Annotated in this window: 3 protein-coding genes and 2 pseudogenes; 2 read left to right on the top strand and 3 right to left on the bottom strand. The window is 57.2% G+C overall.

Translation table 11 applies throughout. The features are described from left to right. The 3 genes and pseudogenes from EOA24_RS25720 to EOA24_RS25710 form a co-directional block, all read right to left on the bottom strand. A pseudogene (locus EOA24_RS25720) lies at positions 1 to 444 on the bottom strand (hypothetical protein); the annotation flags it as partial. 48 nt (positions 445 to 492) lie between these two features. Then, positions 493 to 1,299, bottom strand: a complete 807-nt coding sequence (locus tag EOA24_RS25715) for an SDR family oxidoreductase (RefSeq protein ID WP_189354216.1) — start codon at positions 1,297 to 1,299, stop codon at positions 493 to 495. 21 nt (positions 1,300 to 1,320) lie between these two features. Beyond that, positions 1,321 to 2,574 (bottom strand): acetyl-CoA carboxylase biotin carboxylase subunit family protein, encoded by a 1,254-nt coding sequence (locus tag EOA24_RS25710; protein WP_127410189.1) that lies wholly within the window; start codon positions 2,572 to 2,574, stop codon positions 1,321 to 1,323. 750 nt (positions 2,575 to 3,324) lie between these two features. Here EOA24_RS25710 and EOA24_RS25705 point away from each other — a divergent pair. Next, positions 3,325 to 4,326, top strand: a complete 1,002-nt coding sequence (locus EOA24_RS25705) for a 4-hydroxyproline epimerase (protein ID WP_127410188.1) — start codon at positions 3,325 to 3,327, stop codon at positions 4,324 to 4,326. Positions 4,327 to 4,407: 81 nt separating this feature from the next. Further along, positions 4,408 to 5,438: pseudogene (locus EOA24_RS25700) on the top strand (IS1595 family transposase). Positions 5,439 to 5,596: the final 158 nt, after the last annotated feature.

Genomic DNA, 5,596 nt, shown 5'->3' with positions numbered 1-5,596 from the left:
GATCTGCATGAGGTTCAAAAACACACGGAAGCTCCTCTGCGACAGCTCAGCGCAAATGTTCCGGCATGCCGCCACTTTGCTGTAGTGCGCCGCGACGCGTATTGTCGTGATCCGCCCTGGCCGTAATCCCTCTGTCAGGCGCGCCAAGGCGATAGGTAAAGGCAGTTCGCTCGCAAGCACATCTTTGGCATCGATCATCACGCATGCTTCAACCAGGAGATCAGCGGCTACCTCTTCGGCCTTAGAGGTAGTCATACTGGCGAAATATCCGCTACTCTCAGGCTTACCGGCGAGCCCCAGCTCGACCATGCGTACCGGGAGGGCGTTGATGGTAGCGACATAGTCCGAGACCAGTCCTGGTGAAAAATCCCAACCCGTGTAGTACCCACCGTCGCGTAGGGTGCAGTCTAGGAAGTTAACTCCATCTGATATCGTGCTGAACATTATTCCACTTTCCTTCTGACGCCACACAACTGAAAGCGCCTGTTTGGATCAGCTCGCGGCGTAGCCCCCATCGACGTAGAGAATCTCGCCGGTGACGAACGATGCGGCTGAGCTCGCGAGGAAAATGTAAGGCCCGAAAAATTCCGACAAATTGCCCCGGCGTCGCATCGGAGTGAATTCCATTGCACGGCGCTGGTAAGGGGTGTCGAGGCTAGGATGCACCCCATCCATGAAGTTGTTAATGAACCCAGGTGCGACGGCATTTACACGAATGCCCTTATCAGCCCATTCTACCGCCATGGTGCGCGTGAGTTGATTGACGCCCCCTTTGCTCGCAGCATAGACAGCCAAGCCTGGTATGCCGAGTGAACCGGCTACCGAAGACGTCATTATGATGCTGCCGCCGCCTTGGCTGAGCATTGCTTGGGCGGAAAACTTGGCGCAATAGTAGTAGCCACGCAGATTGGTGTCGACAATTTCGTCCCATTCCGGTTCTTCATATGAATGCGCTGGCTTAATAATGTCGGTCCCTGCGTTGCAGACCATCACATCGATCCGCCCAAACCGGTCGACCGTACCACTGATCAATGCCTTGCAATCATCGTGCGCCCGCACATCAGCGCGGATAGCTGTCACGTTTAATCCCTGGCCCGCAAGTTCGGCCTCCGCTTCGGTCAGCTCTTCACTATTGTGAGAGGAAAGGACTATCTTCGCGCCTAACCGTCCAAAGCAGGTGGCGAGCGCCTTCCCTAGACCGCGGCTCGAGCCTGAGATGCAGACTACCTTGCCATCGACTCCGAAGAGCTCCCGGTAGCCTTCGGCAACTACTGCCGTATTATGAGTTGTATCGGACATGGTATATACACGCTCTAGCTATTATGTTGATTTAGCACAGGGTGAGTTCGCTTCATCAATGATCGAAAATGGTGCTATCGAGAAATCGATCAAGTCGAAGGCACGCTGAAGTATCGCTTCGGTTCGGGGAAGACTTGATGAAGTGGCGATGATATGTCCAAGACAGTCTCGATAGTTGCCTTTTCTCTCGATAATCGCCTTTGGTTCAACATAGAACTTGACCTCGGCAACACCTGATACTGCGGCGGCTTGACTGTCGCCATCGATCCAATCAAGGGTGCCATCGCGGTCAGCAACCAGGAATCGCACGCCCGCTGTCTGCGAGTGACCTCTACGCACATCGCATTCTTCACCAATGGCAACCTTGATGTGCTCGGTGATCAGATCGACACCGTAAGCCAGATGAACCAGTTGGGGAGTGGGCGAGCCATGAAGCCGCGGATTGACTTCAATGACGACCGGGCCGCGCTTCGTCCACCGGAACTCAATGCCCGTTGGCCCCCAACCAAGGCCGAGAGCGCGCAAACAGCTCAGCGAAACTTCGGCGATGCGCTCATGCTCTTCATCAGTGAGCGGGGCCGGTATCGTGCCCCCACGATAGACGAAATGCGGTGGAGGACCGAACTCACCGGTGCCAATTGCAACGACCTCTTTCCCCATTATCTCAGCGGTATAATAAGGGCCTTGTGCGAATTCTTCGACCAGGATCCTCGGCGAGGACCGCCATGTGTGCTCCCCGCCCAACAAATGGGTCGTATGTTCGACTACCTCATCGGCAGTGCGGCACAATCGGACACCCTCACTGTTGCTGCCCACTGCAGGCTTGACTATCACTGGCAGTCCAAGCTCCACGGCAGAATCCTCCACTTCAGCTGCATTGGCTGCCAAGCGATAAGCGGGCATCGGAACGCCTGAGGCCGCGAGAAGTTGACGTTGAGTGTACTTATCGAGGCATTGTTCGATAGCTTCCGGATTCGGTCCAGGCAGATCGAAGTGCCGACAGAGTTTGCCTGCCATCGCATAAAAAGAATCGGCAGCGCCCGTTATGCCAGCGATCTCATGAGTCGCTCGCAGCCGGGAACATTCGCGGATCAGCGCGTCCAGATCGTCTGTATCAACACGGATTGATTCAACCCCTTTCGCCGCGAAATGGTCATACCGAGTTGGATCGTCCGAAAGGGCAATTGGCTGAAGGCCAAGACGCTGAGCAGCCCGGAGGTATAGCAGACCCGAGCCCATTATCGTGCCTCCAATCAGGATCAGCGCTCTTGCCATTGGCGGTGGACTCCTTCGGTGCGTGCGATGCGGCGGTCTGAACGATTGTCGGCATCTTTGTAGCCGCCCTTGACCTGAGACCTTGCCCCGAGGCTACCATCGTCAACGAGTTTGCGGCGTTAAGACTCTGCGAATTTTATTTCGAGTTTTCTTGCAGATTTGTTGCAGCGGCTGCCGTTCAAACTTGTTGCGTCTTTGCAAAGTCGGGCAGGGCGTGCTTCGGCCGCGCCGGTGCGAGTTTTTCAGTTCCACTGACGCGAAGGGTAGGTACCCGTTATGACAAATTGGTGATTGTGATTGCAGCTGGTGTAGGGTGGATGGGTCGGCGCGCCTCCAAGACCATCGGTGTGTTGCTTGGAAGCGAACGCGGCTACAAACAGCACGATACCAAATTCTGGAGTGACGCTTTCCCGGAGATCAATTTTGCAGGGCGCAAGTTCGTTGCTAGACCGGAGACATGGGATTGCGAATCGGCGGCGCCTCCGAATTCGCGGGCTGGAGCCGCCCCCCATCGTCGAACTACCGCGTTGGCAAAACTTGCAAAGGCTTTACCTCCCGGATCTTATATCAACAGAGGGCACAGGATGGATGGGCGTCGTCCAAGCCTCCCGAGGCACTCCCGGTGATCGGTTTCTCGCCACGCTGCAATGCTTGGCCCACGGCCGGGCGGCTGCTCGCAGACATGGTTGCCGAAAGAGCGCCAACGACCAATCTCACACCCTTTCCGTTTTTCCTGATCTGGAGCATAAAATGAACCCCCATACCTTCATATGCATCGATGCGCATACATGTGGCAGTCCCGTTCGCGTTGTTGCCGGGGGAGCTCCAATACTGCCCAACGTCAGCATGGCCGAAAAGCGTCAGATATTCCTGCGCGACCATGACTGGGTGCGCCAGGCGTTGATGTTCGAGCCTCGCGGCCATGATGTTATGTCGGGCTCTATACTCTATCCTCCGTCACGTGCGGATTGCGATATCGGTGTGCTGTTTATTGAGGTTTCCGGCTGCCTTCCCATGTGCGGCCATGGCACTATCGGGACGGTAACCGCCGCACTGGAACAGGGTTTCGTGGTGCCAAAGACCGAGGGGCGGCTTGCGCTTGAGGTGCCCGCCGGTCGCGTCGAGGTGGAGTACACACGAAACGGTCGTTTCATTGATGAGGTCCGCATCTACAATGTGCCGGCCTATCTTCATGTAAGTGACGCGAAAATCGACGTTCCAGGCATTGGAGAACTTATTGTGGACGTCTCCTACGGAGGCAACTTCTATGCCATTTTGGAACCTCAGAAGAACTGGGCTGGTCTCGACAACATGACGGCCGACGATATCCTCAAGATTAGCCCGGTTGTCCGCAAATTGGTACAGAATGCCGTGGGGCCGGTGCATCCAGAGGACGATCGGATTTCTGGGGTGAGCCATGTCATGTGGGCTGACAAGGCCAAGCACCCGGAAGCAAATGCACGCAACACCGTGTTTTTCGGTGAACGCGGGATCGACCGCTCGCCCTGTGGCACGGGCACCTCCTCCCGCATGGCACAGCTCGTCGCAAAAGGGTTGCTGAACGTCGGCGAAACATTTGTTCACGAGTCTTTGATCGGGACGCTGTTCCATGGTCGTGTGGAGAATGTGTCGCAAGTTGCAGGACGTCCTGCCATTCTTCCGAGTATCGGCGGATGGGCGCGGGTCACCGGGTATAATACCATTCTTGTCGATAAGCGCGACCCACTCGCGTTTGGGTTCCAGGTAACGTGAGGAAAGCCATCATTCTCGAAGAACGTTACTTACCGTATCCACCGCCCCGATCTCACTGCCGAGTTCATCGCCGTTGAAGAGATGATCGTGGCCTTCGGGGATGAGCGGCATTGCCGTTGGTCGCTGGCAAGCATGCTGTGACCTGATGGTCGGATTTTCCCGGCCTGTGATTACAAGCGTTCGATCGCGCTTGGTCGTCGCGATAACCGGCAAGCGGCGTGCGCGACCGGGTCTCTATCAATGCTCCAATGGCGATTGCCGGTTCCAGTTCACCGTGACGACCCACGCCCAGCTGCATTAGACCGACCTGCCTGCCTTTACGTGTCTGTTGAAGGTCACCTGGCTGCTGCTGTAGCCGGATAAGGGCTTGTCCTCGGTCCGGCTCGCCGAGATCGTGGAGTGTGCCAGCCGACGGCCTGGCGGATGGGCCACGCACTGCGGCTGATGGTGGCGCGGGAAAACATGCTCGACGCCACGGTTGAGGATATCTCGGTGAAACCAACGAAAGCTGTCGGATTGCGCACCTCCGGGCCGGGGCCGGAAAGGCCAAGTGAATACGGAGAAGGCGCCGGTCATGGCCAACCACTGGGATGCTCCACGGTCTCGCGCTTCGCAAAGCTCTCACCAATGGCCATGAATGCTTTTCACTCGTCGCACATCAATGAACTCTCGATTCGATCTGCGCTTTCAATGTCGCGTTCGCTTGCTTGCGCTGAAAGACCGCTCGCGACCGCGGGACGCGCGTCACCGGCCAGAGCGCCGGGAAGCCGTCCACGTCAATTCGGTGGAGGGCTTCAACTTTCGCGTCAGCCGTACCATCGCTGGCGTCATCAGCCCGCAGCATGCCGATCTGTATTTTAGTTTCCGATGGTCGCGGCGCGCGGTATCTGGGAGCGCCGTTCGGAAACCCCGGCATGGTCAAGAAGTCTTGAGAACCATCTGGTCGCGTGCCCCCGGCGCTGCAACTACTGAGCGTCTTCCGGGCCGCCACGGGGCGGCAGATGCGTCGAAGCCCGCACGGCGGAATCATTAGCAAGTCAACCGTCGCTCCCCACCGGTTGACAAAGGCCTCGTGTCTGCGGTTCTTGATCGTGCCCACTGGAGTGGTGTAGCTGGCGGCATTGGTCGCCGTGCTCTCCGGCATGGGCCGGAATTGATCAGCGCGCCACTGCCGGCAGGCTGATGAGCGGATCATCGCTCATCTGATTGTCTCAAGTGTCATGTAGCGCGCCCGCTGCACGGCCCATTCATCATTCTGTTCAAGCAGCAA

The organism is Mesorhizobium sp. M2A.F.Ca.ET.039.01.1.1, assembly GCF_003998035.1.
Classification (GTDB): domain Bacteria; phylum Pseudomonadota; class Alphaproteobacteria; order Rhizobiales; family Rhizobiaceae; genus Mesorhizobium.
The sequence above is the reverse complement of the archived record's forward strand: the minus strand, read 5'-3'. Positions and strand labels throughout refer to the sequence as shown.